Raw genomic sequence first — 17,422 nt, 5'->3', positions numbered from 1 at the left:
AAGCATTCCAGCGAAACAGAAAAGAGCTTGGATGAAACCTGAATATTTAGAATCGGTTCTATTAGCAGGGTTGCAGCTGGACGAATTTTAAACACTCATGCGGTTGCCCTGGGCTAAATCACCAATAAAAGAGACATACCACGTCTCTTTTTTATTTTGTAAATTTAACCTAAAAGATTGCCATTAAAGCCTTATCTTTTCCCCTGCACAGTCTTTGGTGAACTTTTTAGCACCACACACAAACGGCTGATATTCACATTAATGACGTTTAAGCATTAATGACACTAACCAGTTTGATAAAAGTTCAAACAGTATTTTTTAGTTTTGTTACTTAAAATTTCTGCTTCAATTTCACCCTGTTCTCTCAATTTCTCCTCTTAACCCATTAGAAGCGGTCACTTTTTATTTCAACTTTTCTGTTGTTCTCTCAATATACTTGAATATTTTGGCTGGCTGTCCGCTCAAATAAACTGAAATTAAATTAAACAATGGTTATAAAATTTCATATTAAAGTAAAATTCATTAAGTGATATCCATCACAATAAAATCGCACCATTTTAAAAGGTGCTCTAGATCACTATAAAAAAACATTCCAAAATGGACATATTAGGCAAACATTACAATAGCTTGATAAAAATAGAAGTAAATGAGTTAATCCAGCCACAACAATCTATGCGACCTTAATCACACCTTAAAAATGACTGAAAAAACCAATAACAGACTATTAATGAAATAAATGGATCAGTTAATTGCAATAATGACGATGAATATGAGTGATAGCTCTACTTTTAATAACCAAAAAAACAACAAATTTAATTTAATATAACCAAAGTAGATATACACCCAACAGTCTAAGTGATCATTGTCACATATAAGAAAATCCCCCGAGAGAAGCACCCCGCAGCACTGTAAATTAGCATTTCATATAACAGCCAAGATGATCTAGATCATATTAGTCAAGCTCACAATAGCGTCTAGTACACAACACAGAATGTCGAGACCGTAAGTACTTGCAGTATTAACTGCTGATTTATTGGTCTGGGAAGTCGACATGAAGGCAGATGAAAAATCCTAATATCAATAATAAGACAGACCACTTTATGAAGAGGCAAGCATGACAATACTTCAACTCCTCGCTAGCTTGACGCCAGTGCTAAGTGTAATGCTATTTCTAGTGTTACTCAGAATGCCTGCATCTAAGGCTATGCCTATCTCCATGATAATCACAGCGCTCGCCGCCGTGTTTATTTGGCAAATGGATACCACATTACTGGCGGCATCGGTCCTCGAAGGACTGCTCTCAGCCATCACACCGTTAACCATCATTTTTGGCGCCGTATTCCTACTCAATACCCTGAAATACTCAGGTGCCATGGACACTATCCGTGCTGGGTTTACTAACATCAGTGCCGATGCCCGTGTACAAGTCATCATCATCTGTTGGTTATTCGGTGCCTTTATTGAAGGTAGTGCTGGTTTTGGTACTCCCGCAGCCATTGGCGCACCACTACTGGTATTGCTTGGTGTACCACCCGTTGCCGCAGCTGTCGTGGCTTTGATTGCTGACTCGGCCTGTGTATCCTTCGGTGCAATTGGCCTACCCGTACTTTTTGGGATGGAACAGGGTCTGATCCAAGGTGGCGTGAGCATGGCGGCGGAGCAATTTGCTGCCCATGGGGGTAACTATGCTGGTTATGCTCGATATATCGTCATGCATATGATCACTATCGACTTAATCACAGGTTCATTAATTCCTCTCGTAATGGTGACCATGCTAACTGGATTCTTTGGTCGCAATAAATCCTTTAAGGAAGGCTTAGCAATTTGGAAATTTGCGATTTTCTCAGGTCTTGCCTTTACCGTCCCCGCATGGATCATCAACTACCTTGCAGGCCCAGAATTCCCTTCGGTTATCGGTTCATTGATCGGTATGGCCTTAGTGATCCCGGTTGCGCGTAAAGGCTACTTACTGCCTAAAACACCATGGAATGATTTCGCAGAGAATGACAGTCAAGAAAGCGGAAAAGTCGAAACAACGGCTAAGTTTTCCCAAATTGCCGCTTGGACACCTTACATCATCATGGCTGCGCTTTTGGTGCTGTCGCGTACAGTGGCACCGTTAAAAGCATGGTTATCAAGCTTTAACATCAGCTGGACAGGCCTAATGGGCACTGAGCTTAAAGCCAGCTTCGCAACCTTATATGCACCAGGTGCCTTCTTTGTTGCCGTGTGTATTTTAGGTTTCTTCCTGTTCAAAATGAAAAGCCCTGCGATTCAGCAAACGGTCGGTGTTTCATGTAAGTCCATGTTGCCAACCATTATTTCATTAGGCGCATCAGTGCCTATGGTGAAAATCTTCTTAAACTCAGGCGCGAATGGTGCAGGTCTTGCCTCAATGCCTGTCGCTTTAGCGGATATGTTGGCAGGTTCCATGGGCGCAGTGTGGGCTTGGATGGCGCCTATCGTGGGGATTTTTGGTGCCTTCTTATCGGGTTCCGCCACCTTCTCAAACATGATGTTCTCCAGCCTACAATACAGCGTTGCCGACAATATTGGCATGAACCACACACTGGTATTGGCACTACAAGGTATCGGTGCAAACGCCGGTAACATGATGTGCGTAATGAACGTGGTTGCCGCTGCAACGGTAGTGGGTATGGCAGGTAGAGAGTCAGAAATTATCCGTAAAACAATGCCTGTTGCCATTGGTTATGCCTTACTGGCGGGCACAATAGCTACCCTGTGGGGTGGATTCTAAGCCGTTTTATTTTATTGAATGCCCGAAGTCACTCCCAGTGACTTCGGCTTTAATCTATTAATAAAGAGAGTGATGCTATGTCGATTAACTATAAACTGGTCATCGATGATCTAAGAACGCAATTAGGTGATCATCCCGTGACGGATGATCCCGTTCGCCGTTTTGCCTGGTCCACCGATGCAAGCTACTTCAGGATAGTCCCAGAAGTGGTTGTCCATGCAGAAACCCTAGAACAGGTAAAGCTCACATTAGCCGTTGCCCGTAAACATGATGCACCCGTCACGTTTAGGGCCGCAGGAACCAGTTTATCTGGCCAAGCTATCGGTGAAGGTATTTTGTTGATCCTTGGCCATGATGGTTTTAGAAAGATTGAAGTCAGTAGCGATGCCAAACAGATCACCTTAGGTGCTGCTGTCATTGGTTCCGACGCTAACGCCGTACTCGCGCCGCTTAACCGCAAAATTGGTCCCGATCCCGCCACCATAGGCTCCGCCAAAATTGGTGGTATTGTGGCAAACAATGCTTCGGGAATGTGCTGTGGTACAGCGCAAAACAGTTACCAAACTATCGCTTCCGCGAAACTTCTTTTTGCAGATGGTACTGAACTCGATACTGGCTGTGAAAAATCAAAAGCTGCCTTTGTTAAATCCCATGGAAAAATACTGGATGCGCTGACAGAACTGTCGCACATGACTCGTCATAACACAGTGTTAGCGGACAGAATTCGTAAAAAGTATTCCATTAAAAATACCACCGGCTACGGCATCAATTCGTTACTCGATTTTACCGACCCATTTGACATCATCAACCACTTAATGGTGGGGATGGAAGGCACCTTAGCCTTTATTAATGAAGTCACTTATCACACAGTGAATGAAGCTAAATTTAAAGCCTCAGCTATGGCCGTATTCCATAATATGGAAGATGCCGCACGAGCCATACCACTAATAAACGGTGAAAGCGTTTCTGCTGCTGAACTCCTTGATTGGCCATCAATCAAAGCAGTAACGGGCAAGCCTGGCATGCCAGATTGGTTATCAGAATTACCGGCCCTATCCGCTATTCTACTGATAGAATCCCGTGCTGATGACGACAAAACCTTAGAAAATTATACTCAAGATGTCACCGCGAAACTCGCCGGCTTTGACTTTATCCGCCCAATGGAATTTAGTACGAATCCAACGGTTTATGACAAATACTGGGCAATGCGCAAAGGCTTGTTCCCGATTGTAGGTGGTGAGCGTCCAAAGGGAACCTCAGTTATCATCGAAGACGTGGCCTTTGAACTAGAGCACCTTGCTGCTGCGGCACACGATATCACTGAGCTTTTCCATAAACATGGTTACCCTGAAGGCTGTATTTATGGCCATGCTCTTGCGGGGAACTTCCACTTTATCATTACCCCCACCTTCTCGACTCAAGCCGATATCGATCGTTTCCATGCCTTTATGGATGATATTGCCGACATGGTGATTAACAAGTACGACGGTTCAATGAAAGCCGAGCATGGTACTGGCCGTGCTGTCGCGCCGTTCGTCGAAAAAGAATGGGGACAAGATGCTTACACTTTGATGAAGAGCATCAAACAAGTATTTGATCCACAGGGTATTCTAAACCCAGGCGTTATTCTTAACGACGATAGCAATGTCCACGTTAAAAACATCAAGCCCTGCCCTGTGGTCGATGATTTTGTTGATAAATGTATCGAATGTGGTTTCTGTGAAAAAACCTGCCCAACATCGGCACTCAACTTCTCACCTCGTCAACGTATTGCGACTCTGCGTGAAATCGAACGTTTAGAACAATCCGGTGATAAAGCCGCCGCAGCAGAAATGCGCGCCGCCGCTAAATACGATGTAGTTGATACCTGTGCCGCCTGCCAGCTTTGTACTATTGCTTGCCCAGTGGATAACAGCATGGGCCAACTGGTGCGTAAACTGCGCACGCCGTACATCAGCACTACTGAACAAAAAGTCTTAGATTTCCAAGCCAAACACTTTGGCGCAGTTAACCAGGTTATCAGTTCAGGTTTTGACATGCTTGGCGTGATCCACAAGATCACTGGCGACAACATTACCAGTGCCCTAATGAAAACCGGCCGTTTGATTTCAAAAGAAGTGCCTTATTGGAACCCAGATTTCCCGAAAGGCGGCAAATTGCCAAAACCATCCCCCGCTAAAGTTGGCCAAGAAACAGTGATTTACTTCCCAGCCTGTGGCGGCAGAACCTTTGGTCCGACGCCAAAAGATCCCGATAACCGCACTTTGCCAGAGGTGGTTGTCACGCTGCTGGAACGTGCTGGCTATAACGTCATCACGCCAGAAAAAACCCGCGATTTATGTTGCGGCCAGATGTGGGAATCTAAGGGCGACTTTAAAAACGCCGATGCCAAACGCCAAGAACTTATCGATGCCGTGAGCAAGATGACTAATGGTGGCAAGCTGCCAGTGATCGTCGATGCCTTGTCTTGCACCTACCGCACTTTGTCAGGTAATCCAAAAGTACAAATTATCGACTTAGTTGAGTTTATGCACGACAAGCTACTGACTAAGCTCAACATCAGCAAAAAAGTCAATGTGGCACTGCACTTAGGTTGTAGCGCACGCAAGATGAAACTTGAACCTAAGATGCAAGCAATCGCTGATGCCTGCTCTGCGCAAGTGTTAAAACCTGCGGGAATTGACTGCTGCGGTTACGCGGGTGAAAAAGGCTTGTATAAGCCTGAAATCAACGCCAGCGCACTGCGTAATATCAAAAAGCTCATTCCTGTCGAGATTAAGGAAGGCTATTACGCCAACCGTATGTGCGAGGTCGGTTTGACCCAACACAGCGGCATTTCCTACCGCCACTTAGCTTATCTGCTCGAAGAGTGCAGCCGCTAATCTGGTATGACAGTAGTAAACAACGGGGCTATTTTTAGCCCCGTTTGTTTATATAAGCGAACTATTCTCATTTATTTGTCATTAAGTATTTTTTGAGAATTTCAAACCTGAATAAATACATTTTAAAATCAATGTAATCATAAAGTTAAAATATTCTCATTTTTGAAAAAATCTACAAGCTCATTTACTAAATTAGGGCTACTTATTCCGCTAAGATAGGCCTATATTTGATCAACTACCTTAGCATTTGTGTGGACTTTGGGGTCGCACAGCAAGGCAATGTCGTTCACTAACAAGAAAGAGAAAACACAATGAAAATCGCCCTTTTCATCCCGTGTCTAGTCAATCAAATGATGCCAGAGGTCGCGATCGCCACCTTGGAATTATTAGAGAAACTCGGGCACCAAGTGATTCTACCCGCGGGTCAAACATGCTGTGGCCAGCCGATGACAAACTCGGGTTGCTTCGATGCAGCACGCAGTACCACCCTTAAATTGCTCAACGCCTTTAAAGGAGTGGAATGCGACGCTATTGTTTGCCCTGCCGCCTCTTGTTTAGTGGCCGCCAAAGAAAACTTCCACGAGTTTGATAGCAGCCCAGAAGCACAAGCTGTGATCAACAAACTCTATGAACTCACAGAGTTTTTACACGATATCGCGCCGATCCCAGCCTTTACCAAGCCCTTCGCGCACAAGGTAAGCTTGCAACTGAGTTGCCATGGCATTCGCATGTTAAGCCTTGCCACCCCAAGTGAGCAAATGGGGCCAAGATTCAACAAAGTCGAAGCTGTATTGGCCAATATTGCCGGCATAGACATAGTGTATCCAGACCGCCGTGACGAATGCTGCGGCTTTGGTGGCACCTTCGCCGTCGATGAAGGCGCAGTGTCAGCCAAAATGGGCAAAGACAAGGCCCAAGCCCACGCCGCAACGGGTGCTGAGTATGTGGTGGGTTTTGATCCTTCATGCCTGTTGCACCTCGATGGCATGATCCGCAGACAGCAATTGCCGATTGAAATTCGCCACATAGCGCAAGTGCTAAACGCCGCGCTCTAGGAGACTCACCATGGCTTACAATCATAATCACGGAGCTAATGGCTCCCAAGTCCATGCCCATAAAGCCGATATTTTTTGCCGCGACGAAACCCGTGTCGACTGGCATTCAAAAGCGCTATGGATGCTCAGAGAAAAACGCGACCGCGCCGCGGGTAGCATCCCAGAATGGGAACAACTGCGTCAGCTTGGCTCAGAAATTAAGCTCCACACGCTAACCCATCTTGCTCAATATCTTGAAACCTTTGAACAAAACTGTATCGCCAACGGCATACAAGTCCATTGGGCCAAAGATGGCGCAGAGCATAATCGTATCGTGCATGACATTTTATCCCGCCATCAAGTCAAAAAGTTGGTGAAGTCTAAGTCTATGCTGACCGAAGAATGTCACCTCAATCCGTACTTAGAACAACGTGGCATTGAGGTCATAGATACCGACTTAGGTGAGCGGATTATTCAGCTCGCTAAAATGCCGCCATCACACATAGTCGTGCCCGCGATCCATATGAAGAAAGAAGAAGTCGGCGAACTCTTCCATGAAAAACTCGGCACTAAAGCGGGGGGATCCGATCCCTTGTATTTAACCCGCGCCGCCCGTGCCCACCTGCGTGAACAGTTCCTTAGCGCCGATGCCGCGATGACAGGCGTGAACATGGCGATTGCCGATAAAGGCGCCGTGGTGGTCTGCACGAACGAAGGCAACGCCGACATGGGTGCTAACCTGCCTAAGTTGCAGTTGCATTCAATGGGGATCGATAAAGTGGTGCCCGATATCGATAGCGCAGCCGTCTTGCTACGCACACTGGCACGCAACGCCACAGGCCAACCTGTCACGACTTATAGCGCCTTTTACCGTGGCCCACAGCCCGAAGGTGAGATGCACATTATTATCGTCGACAATGGCCGCACTGAGATGCTCAAGGATAAAATCCTCGCAGAATCATTGAAATGTATTCGTTGTGGTGGTTGCCTCAATACCTGTCCTGTGTATCGTCGCTCCGGCGGTTACAGCTACAACTACACCATTCCTGGCCCAATTGGTATCGCAGTGGGCGCTAAGATTGATGACACTAACTCGATTGCCTGGGCCTGTACCTTGTGTGGCAGCTGTACCTATATCTGCCCGACGAAGGTGCCGCTCGATAAGATTATTTTCCACCACAGACGCCTTAAGGCTGAAGCCGGAAAACTCCCCTATGGCAAAAACAGTTACATGCCATTAGTGGGTAAATTTATGGCAAGCGAAACCATGCTGAACTGCTCTATGAGTGTGGCGAGAACTGCGCTGCGCATTCTACCGGGTAGTCTGTTAAAACCCTTTAGCGGTGCATGGGGTAAATACCGTGAACTGCCCGTTGCCCCGAACTCCAGCTTCGAAGCTTGGTTTAAGAAACACAGGAGCCTATAAGATGTCTAGTAAACTTGAAATTATCAATGCGCTCAAACTGTCGGCCTTAACAAATCATCCTATGCCAAGCATAGATGTGACGCCAAGAGTCGAAAATCTCGTCGGCCAGTTCGAGACCAACCTCAATACTGTCGCGGGTACGCTGCATAAAGAAGGTGGCATCAAAGCCCTGCAAGCCAAAGTCGATGAACTTATCGCCCAAGGGTTACAGGTCATCTCCCTTGTAGAGGGTGTCACGGCAAACCGTGAAATGCCACCCACTGCCCACGAGCTCAAAAACATAGATTATGCAGTGATCCCTGGTGACATTGGCGTTGCCGAAAACGGTGCCATTTGGGTTAACAATAAAAATCTAGGCCACAGAGTGACACCTTTTATCTGTGAAAACCTGATCTTAGCCCTGCCAACGAATAAGATTGTGCCGACCCTACATCAGGCAGCTAAAGAAATCACGTTAGCATCAGGTGAGTTCGGGGTGTTTATCGCGGGTCCATCAAAAACCGCCGATATCGAACAAGCCCTCGTCGTCGGCGCCCACGGTGCCTGCAGCTTAAACGTGTATTTGCTCTAATGCCTCAAGATTTAATGTAACCAAGAAAATTCAAGGGTTATGGAATCATCGAAACACAAAAGCCGCCTCCATTAGCGGCTTTCTTATTGAGATTTCGCTGAATGATATTTGAGTTGTAGGCTGATAAACCACTAACACTGCTTACCAATTAACGTTTATTGACGAGCAGGTTACAGGCTTGCCATGGCATTCACTCGCCGACTCGGTGAATAGAAACCTAGGGCTTTAAGCTTATGAACGAGAGCCATGGTCGTTCTCATGCATCCCTGCATTGCACGACATTCAGGCGTCCTGCCTATCAGATAGCGAACTGGCAGTTAAACACGGATGTTGTTCAAGTCAATCCGTGGATGCAGGGCCGCCCCATCCTACTCTTTGATGAACGGCGCCATCTCTGATATTTATCTGTGTACGTTAGTGACGCTTAAATATAAACCCAACATTAAGATATTGATTTAAAATGTGATATTACTACGTTATAAGGCAATCGTTAGTGATAGGCAGGGGATCTTTATCAAGTCGCTTTAACACATGCGATAGCGCACATACTGAGGATACCTTGGTAGTATCCTCGACTCGGTTGATAGTATTCTCGATTATGTCCATGAGGCATTTATAGTAAAGGTGAGTAAATGAACGAGGTATTACTACAAATAAAGGCGCTCACCAATGGTGATCCTTTATTGACGGCTGTCATTGTTGGAGTATTAACATTAACGTTAATTGGACTCGTAGGCTATATGCTAAAAGATGTCCCCGCGAAGCTGTTAAGTTGGCTCAGTAGTCTGCTGTTTGTGCGGCTCACTATAGACGATAGCCATCAGGCGCGCACAGAGGTATTCAATAAACTGTCCTTTTTGATCAGTAATACTACCATTCCGTTTTTTTCACGCTCTATCTCTGAGGCTGTGTACTATGACTATAGTGTGAGTTACGACGGGCGTGTCAGTGTTAAGTCTATCGGCTACGGTATGCACCTGTTTAAATACGGTGGTTGTTTCATGTTGGCTACCCGCTCTAAGGTCGATAGTACGATGGCATACGATACTATTACTGTAAGTGCACCATGGTGGGCAAAAGATAAACTATATAGTTTTTTAGAAGATACTCGTGGAGACATCTCTACAGAGCCAAAAGTTAATATTTTCGAAGAAACCGAATGGTGTCGCTATGGCACATTGAAATCATCGGGTTTTAGTGAATTAGTGCTAGATGAAGGGTTTAAGCAGAAGTTGATGGGAGAAGTTGATAACTTCGCAAGTAGAGGGAAATCGGTTGTAAGTAAGCTAACCATACTGTTACATGGCAAAACGGGTACAGGTAAGACGGGTATAGCGAGAGCCTTAGCTGTTGAGTATCATCGCGATCTATACATATTGAATCTATCGACTGTAAATGATGCCACTATTCATAAGGCGATTAGAAAGGTACCACCCGGAGCTATGTTGTTAATAGAGGACTGTGACTGTGTAAAGGCTACGGTATCACGTACTGCTGAAAGCAATGTAGATAACCCACCACTCACTTTAGGTGGCGTTCTAAACGCGTTAGACGGAATCATTCCTCTTGATGACTGCCTTGTAATAATGACCACAAATCATCCTGATAATCTTGACCCAGCGTTGATACGTAAAGGTCGTGTAGATGTCAGTATTGAAGTACCACTTATCAGTGCAAAACAAGTTAATGAAGACTACTTTGAGCGTTTTGGCGCAGTTCTTAATAGAACTGAGCCATTGTTAGGTTGTGAAGTCTATGAACTCCATCGCAGAGCGAGCTTAAGATATGGTGTGTGTTGTAAGCCAGTGTAGATGCTCTGGATTCAACAAACCATGAGGTCATGATAGCCATGAATAACAATAAACTGATCGTCTTCAATTAGTGGTAACTGGCCGAGTTGCTGTAATTTGATTTTTAATTCAGCAAGCAGAAATACATTGTCATCCGCCAAACCGGCGGGAAAAACGGTTTTCGCAATTCTAATCGCGTTAATGGATTTATAGCGAATACACCTTTGCACAAAAAGACAATCAGTAGCCATGATCTCGGATAACACTTGATTTGAGGCTTCATAATCGAGAGGAAAGTCCTCTTCACCGACCAACTGTAGTTGCAAATACACAGGACGAGAAGCTAACAGCGTCATACATTCGCGCCATTTAGTATTATTCATCATAGAACTCATAATGTTAAATTGCTTTTTACCCCTGATGATTAACAAGTTACCTTTGGTGTTTAACAGCCCGTATAGGGATTAAAAATGGTAGCGAATAAAGTAAGCCGCTTAAAGTAATGGGCTAGACGTAAACTCGTTTAGTACATCTTCTGAGGTTGACTCATATTCAACCACCAGTTTATGGGGTGTAAGCCGATACACCCTCACCTCAATATTCCCTCGCACAGCATAAATTAAAGCGCCGCCATAGGTTGTTTCAGGCCCAAGATCTCCTGCTGGAACTTGCTCGGCGGCGCCAATATACAGGCACCCTGACAATATTGTTAAGTTTGCAGAGAGATAATTCGAATTGAGCCCAGCCTCACCTAGCTTACGGAAAATTTCAACCTCATAACAGCCATCGGCGCCAAGTCCTACGAATAGCACATGACCTTGATTGATTTCCAAAATTTCGTCACTCGGCACAGACCACCAATCAGCCGTATCTTCACAGCGATGAGTTAATGCCGCGGGATCAAATATCGCCATTGTGGCGGTATCTGTGTCAAACCGAGTTGTTGTATAGGGTTTACTCATCATCCTTGCCCACTAACAGAAATGATTCTGACTACCTGTTTTATCCTTGATAACTCCAAACCTAAAATAGAAAAATCGCCATAATTTTAGGCCGTTACTACCACTTACTTACAACAATCCTTTACATAAAGGCTTTAGTGAACGCTTCCTTCGACTGGCGAATGTAGTTACGGGCGCTTTTGGCGTGCTGCTCCCACACGGCGCGATCGCTAGGATCGGTAAAGGGGTTTTGCTCGGCGGCAATAGAGCGCTCAAATTTGTCGTAGAAGGTCAGCATGGCCGAAGTGATCTGATTAAAACGTTCCTTGAACTCTTGAAATTCATCAATCTTCTCAGTGGTTTTAATCATGTACTGCACTAACTCTGCATTGCTGTTCGAAGCCAATAGCGCCTCAGCTTTAGCACTGATATTGGCACTCGCCTCAGCAATCACCAGCGCGCGTGCCTGCTCGTCTTTACTCATCACTCGGCTGTAATTTTCAGGTGTGCGGGCAATACTGGCATGCTGTAAGTAACTGCGCAGATGCTTGTCGAGATCCTTACGGAAATTATCTAAGTTCTTCTGCATACTGACTAAATCATTGTCGAGTGCAGTGACTTGTTGCAGTTCTTTTTCGATTTCAGACATAAACCGTTCGGCCTGCTGATAAATTTTCAGGCCATTTTCTTCAGCAAACTTTTTATCACTACGGCTTAAGTCACTGTTGTCATAATTAGAGCGATCAAAAGTCGCAGCTAAGAATGACTTAAAGGGTTCGGCAAAGGCGGAATACGCACCGGCACTAACCACGTTTAAGGTGGCAGTAGCCAAGTCACCAAAGGGTTTAACCATAGAGCCTAAACGCGCCTGTTGGAGAGGTGATGCCACACGTTTAGCGTCAGTTAAAACCGACCTAAAGGTGTTATATCCCATAGGGTTAGACATTTTATTGCGTTCAGACGTCGCCAACACAAAGGTGATACTTGAATAAATAGCATTCGAGTACTCGAGGTATTGTCTTTGGCTCTCTAGCTGGGCGGCATAATTTTTACCTAAAGTACGAAATGACTCAGACTGCACTTCGTAATTCTTGTCAGCTTTCAGCTTATCTAAAATCCCGCCGATAATTTTCTGCTCATTTTTTTGCAGGGCCATATCAAGGCGAATTTTACCTAAGCTCAAATCGTCCAAACTGATAGGGCCATTAATGGCCTCAATATCAAGACGGATATATTGGCGACTCGGATCATCAATAGACACTCGGTGTGCTAAATATTCGTTAGCCCCAGGGGTGATATCGATTAAAGCAACATGCTGCCACTGGGCATCGAGCTTTAATACCGGAGAGGTCAATACATTGATTCGATATTGGGTTTGAGTATTCTGGGTTTTGACCCAAAACTCTAATAGACCCGCTTCAGAAATAGGGTACTTACTGACGATACTGCTATTACCTTCGACGCAAAGCAGCGCACTTTCACCTGTGTGAGGTTCAGCGCCTTCAAATTGACAACCCATGATCCACGACCAAGGTTGAGATAAACGATTGCCTTCGAAGTCGCTGGCAAACACTAACTCATTCTCTTTGGCACTGGCATTAACTGTCGTTAACACGCCAAGCAACAGCATAGAAATGACTGCAGTGGTGCGCATAAGGGCCTCATAAAACATAAATTACTAAAATCAACGAGCGAGTCATTCGGCTCAATACCCAGTTATATCAACAATCAATCGACCCAAAAGCCTAAGCGAACTCAGTCTGTTAATTGAGGGCTATAGCCTCGGCTCAACAGCCCGCTTGGATAAGTCATTTTTGATTGCAGATTAAACCAGCGAAATGTACCAGAGGCCATCATCCCACGCTAGCCCTAAGTCATGTTTAACGACGAAAGATATGTGGGCAATTACAATCGGGGCCATTAATCGCCCCAATTGTAAAATTTACGTAAAACTAAACACTTATGCCCCAGCTACTGGTTACTTGCCTCGCCCCTTGTCTTGTCAATAAATCAGGCGAAACCAATACAACCCAAAGCAAGGATTAATGCAAACGTGCCTCGACTCGCTTCATGGCGTAAAACATCCATATCGTCAAGATAGTGCTACAGGTCGCGAGCGACACCCACACACCAATCACGCCGAACGCCCATGCAAAGCAGTAGATGATCGCAGCGATAAGAATAAGCTTAGCGCCCGTCAGCATAGAAGCTTGTTTCGAACAATTAATCGCTTGGAAGAAACTCGCACCGACTAAGATTAAGCCTTCCATAGGCAAGCCCCAAAAATACCAGCGCATACCTTCAATCGCCACTGGTGTTAAATTCGGATTATCACCGGCAAACAAATACACTAACCATTCAGGGCGAGAATAAATCAGCGCTAAACCTAAGGTTGCGGTGAGTAACGTCATACCAAAGGCAATATTGCGCGCTTGTTTAACCCTGTCAAAACGCCCAGCTCCTGCGTTAAAGCTATAAATGGGTTGAGTACCAAGCGCAATGCCCTCAAAAATCAGATAGAAAAACGCTTCTGTGTAACTCACCACACCATAGGCGGCCACATGTAATGGACCGCCAACCCACAAAAAAGCCGTATTATGCAGGGTTAACACTATCGACAAATAGAGATTCATCAAAAAGCTGGGGAAACCAACGCGGGCTATATTAAGGCAATTATCGAGCTTGAGCTTCATCTGCTCAAAAGTGATTTCAAGCTGAGTGCGCGGACTGAAAAAATGCTGTAAACACAAAAGCCCCGTTACCGCCTGCGACAACATAGTCGCAATCGCTGCGCCCGCTAAACCAAAGGGGAAAACCACAATAAACAGCCAGTCTAAGAAAGTGTTTAATACACCACCCAAAATCAGCACCCAAGTCACCATGGATGGCCTGCCATCATTACGCAGCAGTGTGGTGAAGGTCATTGAAATTATGGGGAAATGACACAGTGCAAAATACCAGAATAAGTATTCATTAGCATTTTCGAGCATCTCCCCTTGCGCCCCGAGGGCGACCAAAATATCTCGCGAGAATATCCCGCCAACAAGGGCAAAAAAGCATCCGGTTAATAAACATAACGTAAAGGCATTACCCAGTAGTTTACGGGCCTTGACTACATTACCTTGACCAAGATTGATTGACACTAATGCCGCGCTACCCATACCTATCATGGCGCCAATAGCGTATAAAATCGCGCCTACAGGGTAAGCTAGCATCATCCCCGCCAGCCCTGTTTCACCTAAATAGTGACCAACAAAGATGCCATCAATTGTCACATATACGCCCGTCACCAACATAGAGGCTATGGTGGGTATGGTATAGCGCCAAAAAAGCTTCGCAATCGGCTCCTCGAGCAAGCTCATATCCGCAGGAGCATGATTAGATGTTGTTGCTGTCATTAGCGTTTCTCACAAAAAGGGGGGCTAGAGTCGTATCTATCTAGAAAAATGATCGGGTGAACAAAAATGCGACAATGGATTGTACCTAAAAATAGCGAGAACTCAAAGCATGTTCATTGTGAATAATTAACAATAAAGATTAATCATCACAATGACTTAAGCAGAAACAGTCCAATTTCAGCCAAATGACAAACTCAGTACAGTTCAATAACAGATGTGGGTTAATTCATCATTTTCTGCTACTTTTTTGGTGTTTAAGGCCGAATTAGGTAAAGTATCCGTTCAAGCAAGCCCATTAACGTATTTAAGCAAGATGAAATCATTAACTTTATAAATTTAAGTTTTTGATAATTAATGGGTTAAACAGAAATAAATTCAATAACAATAATAAGGGAAGGACATGAGTCAGAATAGTCCAAATGCAGGCAACGATCTGCGAGAAGTCAAACAGCTCGGCATGTGGGCCTCCATTACTAGCTTAGGTTATGTGTTTTGGTTAGTTGGCGGTATGGAGTTAGTCGAGCGTATCGCCTACTACGGTGTTAAAGCCAGTGCAGGACTGTATGCTAAGGCGCCAGAGTCTGCGGGCGGCCTTGGGATCAGCCTGAGTGACTACGGCATTATTATTTCCCTCTGGGCGATCATGCAAACCTTTGTGCCCGTGTTCACTGGTGGCATGTCTGACCGAGTGGGCTACAAAGAAACCATCTTCGGCTCCACCATCATTAAAATCTTTGGCTATCTCGTCATGGCATTCTTCCCCAGCTTTTGGGGCTTCCTTGTCGGTGCATTACTCCTTGCCATAGGCACAGGGATATTTAAACCGGGCATTCAAGGCACCTTAGTGCTGTCCACTAATCGCAATAACACTTCAATGGCTTGGGGCATTTTTTACCAAGTTGTAAACATTGGCGGTTTCCTCGGGCCTTTAGTTGCTGTGCATATGCGCCAATTGTCGTGGGACAATGTATTTTTCGCCTGCGCCGCAATTATCTCACTCAACTTCTTATTCTTACTCACCTATACCGAGCCAGGTAAAGCCGAGCGACTGGAACGCAATAAGCAAATAAAATCGGGTGAAGTCGAACAAGAATCCCTGTGGCGTGATGCTTGGCGCGAGCTGAAAAAGCCGATTGTGATCTACTATATGCTCGTTTTTTCAGGATTTTGGTTCTTGTTCAATGCCCTATTCGATGTGCTGCCTATCCATATTTCCGAATGGGTCGATACCAGCGTAATCGTCACCTCCCTCTTTGGCAGCGAAGGCACCAGTAACGGCATTCTACAATTTTGGCTTGGCCTCAATAACGAAGGCACTAAGGTGATGCCCGAAGGCATGTTAAACCTCAATGCGGGCCTGATTATGACTTGCTGTTTTATCGTTGCGGCGCTGACGGCTAAATACCGTATTACTACCGCTATGTTTATTGGTTGTTTGCTGAGTATTTTAGCTTTTGTGTTTATCGGTGCTTTCCATGCGGCATGGTTTATCGTATTCGCGATAGCCATGTTCTCCATTGGCGAAATGATGATTAGCCCGAAGAAAAACGAGTTTATGGGTAATATTGCTCCCGAAGGTAAAAAAGCCATGTACTTGGGATTTGTGATGTTGCCCCAAGGGATCGGCTGGGGATTAGAAGGCTACTTTGGCCCTAAACTCTACGAGATTTATGCATCAAAGGAATTGTTTTCGCGGGATTTATTGCTAGAGCGCGGCATGAACAGCACTGAGATCAGCGCCATTCCCCAAGGTGAAGCCTTTACCACTTTGGTGAGTTACACAGGTGAAAACGCACACGATCTCACCCAACTGCTATACCACAGCCATAACATTGGCATGGCGTGGTACATCATAGCCGCCATAGGGACTATCTCAGCGGTAGGAATTTACATCTATGGTAAGTGGTTACTCACACTACAAAGAGCCCAGCAAGCCGCCTAAGTGAAACTCGCTGACCTCATTCTGGGCAAGGACGACAAAGAAAAGATAAGGGCTAGATATGGCAAGGTGAGGAGCGATCCTCATCTTGCCTCATCAGTATCAGAAAGGACGCGTCAGCAACTCAGGCGTAAATTGTTCGGGCGACAGCAATAAGCCTAGGCTTTCGATTTGTGCATTCAAACGATTGAGATCTTGAGTCAGTGCTGGTAAGGTCAGCGTATTATCATCGAGTACATACACTTGTCTTAAACTGGTGTAATAAAACAGCAATATAATCAAAGCATTCACGTCATTTTGCGCCGCAGCGGCTTTAATCTTTATCAACTTGCGATAGATACGATTATGGAGTTGCTTTAATTGCCACACATAATAAATTTCGCTGAAGAAGGATTTATCCTTCAAGTTGTAAATCACTGCGCTACACAGACCCAGACTGAAAATCACGCCTAAGAGATTCAAGTGAAAATTACCTGTAGGCTCACCCGGCACAGGCGTCGCACCAAACAGCGCAATGAGTCCAGTACCAAAAATCAGTGATAACACGACTAAGCTAACAACTAGAATAACAATGAATAAATTCATGTTTTTACGATACAAGGTTTTATCTATTTCCTGCAGCTTCATAACATCCCGCTCAAATAAACCGCCCAGCATTGGCGTATAAATCAATCAATGGCAGA

At 45.1% G+C, this 17,422-nt stretch carries 12 protein-coding genes; 7 read left to right on the top strand and 5 right to left on the bottom strand.

The window, feature by feature from the left end; all coding sequences use genetic code 11:
• The first annotated feature begins 1,114 nt into the window (after window positions 1-1,114).
• From KO533_RS04925 to KO533_RS04900, 6 genes are all read left to right on the top strand, one after another.
• Window positions 1,115-2,758: an L-lactate permease gene (locus tag KO533_RS04925; RefSeq protein WP_049821741.1), complete on the top strand. Its 1,644-nt coding sequence runs from the start codon at window positions 1,115-1,117 to the stop codon at window positions 2,756-2,758.
• 77 nt (window positions 2,759-2,835) lie between these two features.
• The gene (locus KO533_RS04920; protein ID WP_219253107.1) at window positions 2,836-5,640 is read left to right on the top strand and encodes an FAD-binding and (Fe-S)-binding domain-containing protein; all 2,805 of its coding nucleotides are present in this window, start codon (window positions 2,836-2,838) and stop codon (window positions 5,638-5,640) included.
• Between the two features lie 311 nt (window positions 5,641-5,951).
• Window positions 5,952-6,695: a (Fe-S)-binding protein gene (locus tag KO533_RS04915; protein WP_006085148.1), complete on the top strand. Its 744-nt coding sequence runs from the start codon at window positions 5,952-5,954 to the stop codon at window positions 6,693-6,695.
• A gap of 10 nt (window positions 6,696-6,705) precedes the next feature.
• Window positions 6,706-8,100, top strand: coding sequence for a lactate utilization protein B (locus tag KO533_RS04910; RefSeq protein ID WP_219253105.1), 1,395 nt, complete (start codon window positions 6,706-6,708; stop codon window positions 8,098-8,100).
• Between the two features lies 1 nt (window position 8,101).
• Window positions 8,102-8,671: an LUD domain-containing protein gene (locus KO533_RS04905; RefSeq protein ID WP_219253103.1), complete on the top strand. Its 570-nt coding sequence runs from the start codon at window positions 8,102-8,104 to the stop codon at window positions 8,669-8,671.
• Between the two features lie 632 nt (window positions 8,672-9,303).
• Window positions 9,304-10,482, top strand: a complete 1,179-nt coding sequence (locus tag KO533_RS04900) for an AAA family ATPase (RefSeq protein WP_219253101.1) — start codon at window positions 9,304-9,306, stop codon at window positions 10,480-10,482.
• A gap of 11 nt (window positions 10,483-10,493) precedes the next feature.
• On the opposite strand, the gene KO533_RS04895 is transcribed toward KO533_RS04900, so the two are convergent.
• The 4 genes from KO533_RS04895 to KO533_RS04880 form a co-directional block, all read right to left on the bottom strand.
• Window positions 10,494-10,847 carry a hypothetical protein gene (locus tag KO533_RS04895; protein WP_251073351.1) on the bottom strand — a complete coding sequence of 118 codons (354 nt, stop codon included), beginning with the start codon at window positions 10,845-10,847 and terminating at the stop codon, window positions 10,494-10,496.
• A 108-nt stretch (window positions 10,848-10,955) separates the two neighbouring features.
• Window positions 10,956-11,423, bottom strand: coding sequence for a DUF6386 family protein (locus tag KO533_RS04890; RefSeq protein ID WP_242068337.1), 468 nt, complete (start codon window positions 11,421-11,423; stop codon window positions 10,956-10,958).
• A 121-nt stretch (window positions 11,424-11,544) separates the two neighbouring features.
• On the bottom strand, window positions 11,545-13,056 hold the full coding sequence (locus KO533_RS04885) for a hypothetical protein (RefSeq protein ID WP_113941018.1): 1,512 nt from the start codon (window positions 13,054-13,056) through the stop codon (window positions 11,545-11,547).
• Window positions 13,057-13,444: 388 nt separating this feature from the next.
• Complete coding sequence (locus KO533_RS04880) at window positions 13,445-14,800, bottom strand: MATE family efflux transporter (RefSeq protein WP_219253097.1); 1,356 nt, start codon at window positions 14,798-14,800, stop codon at window positions 13,445-13,447.
• 400 nt (window positions 14,801-15,200) lie between these two features.
• On the opposite strand from KO533_RS04880, the gene KO533_RS04875 reads away from it, so the two are divergent.
• The gene (locus KO533_RS04875; RefSeq protein ID WP_219253095.1) at window positions 15,201-16,742 is read left to right on the top strand and encodes an MFS transporter; all 1,542 of its coding nucleotides are present in this window, start codon (window positions 15,201-15,203) and stop codon (window positions 16,740-16,742) included.
• 99 nt (window positions 16,743-16,841) lie between these two features.
• Here the strand turns inward: KO533_RS04875 and KO533_RS04870 are convergent, their stop codons facing one another.
• Complete coding sequence (locus KO533_RS04870; protein ID WP_219253093.1) at window positions 16,842-17,366, bottom strand: DUF3087 domain-containing protein; 525 nt, start codon at window positions 17,364-17,366, stop codon at window positions 16,842-16,844.
• Window positions 17,367-17,422 lie beyond the last annotated feature (56 nt).

It is taken from the genome of Shewanella sp. NKUCC05_KAH (assembly GCF_019345585.1).
Classification (GTDB): domain Bacteria; phylum Pseudomonadota; class Gammaproteobacteria; order Enterobacterales; family Shewanellaceae; genus Shewanella; species Shewanella oncorhynchi.
Note: the sequence above shows the minus strand (reverse complement) of the source record. Positions and strands in the feature narration are given on the sequence as shown.